The sequence below is a fragment of the Acidovorax sp. KPB24-07 genome (genome assembly GCF_057543315.1).
On sequence record NZ_BAAJYS010000775.1, the window covers coordinates 1 to 960 of the forward strand.

The following is a 960-nucleotide window of genomic DNA, read 5'->3' on the forward strand; positions in this document are numbered from 1 at the left end:
GGCGGCGGCCAGCGGCACGGCCAGCCCCAGGCCTGCGCCGAGCCGCAGCGCCTGCCGGCGCGACAGTGGTGCCGAGGCGGCAGGGATGCCTTCCGGTCGCTTGGTTGGCATGGCGTCAGTCCCCATCGGCATCCGAAAACCCGATGCTCACCTGCAATGCTGGCGCGATCTCGGCCTCAGCCAGGCGCTTGAGCGCGGTCAGCTCCTTGGCCGCCTGCAGCACTTGCGGCCCGGTGTTCTTTCCGGGCTGCGCCAGGGCGGCAAAGGCGGTGTCGATGCGCTGCGTGGCCTGCAGCAACTGGTCGGCCAGGGGGTTCAGGCCGCGGCCTCGCAGGTAGGTTTCCAGCGGCACGAGGGCCTCGCCCGGCTTGGGCAGCGCGGCGCCTTGCGGCAGCACGGCCAGCGTGCGCAAGGCCTGCCATTCGGCGGCCCAGGCTTCGGGGGTGAGGCCGCTGGCGGCGCGGGGGTAGTCCGGCGTGCGGCTGCCCTGGGCGGCGCGCAGCGGCTTTTCCATGTGGGCCCAGCGCAGGCGTTCGATGCCGCCCACCCACTGGTTGATGAACTCGCCCATGGCCTGGGTGGAGCGCTCCTGCTCGTCCTCGGCGGCCCAGTCGGTGGTGGCGGCACCGTCGAACGCGGCCTTGAGCGCCACCGCCTCGCGCTCCACGTCCAGCGCCGCCTCCACCGCATACCGGCAGGCCGGCGTGGCGGGCGCGGCCGGCTGCGTCCACAGCAGCCATTCGAGGGCGGGCAGGCCCTTGGCGGGCGTGCCCACGCGCTCGAACGCCTTGGCACCCTGCGGCTGGGCCTTGATGGCGCGCTCGATGAGCGAGGGCCGAGTGGGTGCGAAGTCGATCTGGCGCTGCGTGCGCCGGGCGATCACCGGGCCCACGGCCACGGCGCCCAGGCTCTCCCACGCGAGCATGGTGCTGCGCCAGGCGCCGCGGGCAGCGTCCAGCG

At 74.3% G+C, this 960-nt stretch carries 1 protein-coding gene; it reads right to left on the reverse strand.

What is annotated here, in order from left to right; genetic code table 11:
- Positions 1–115: 115 nt before the first annotated feature.
- The coding region (locus tag AC27IQ_RS25710; protein WP_487091329.1) for an imelysin family protein at positions 116–960 on the reverse strand (845 nt) is incomplete at its 5' end.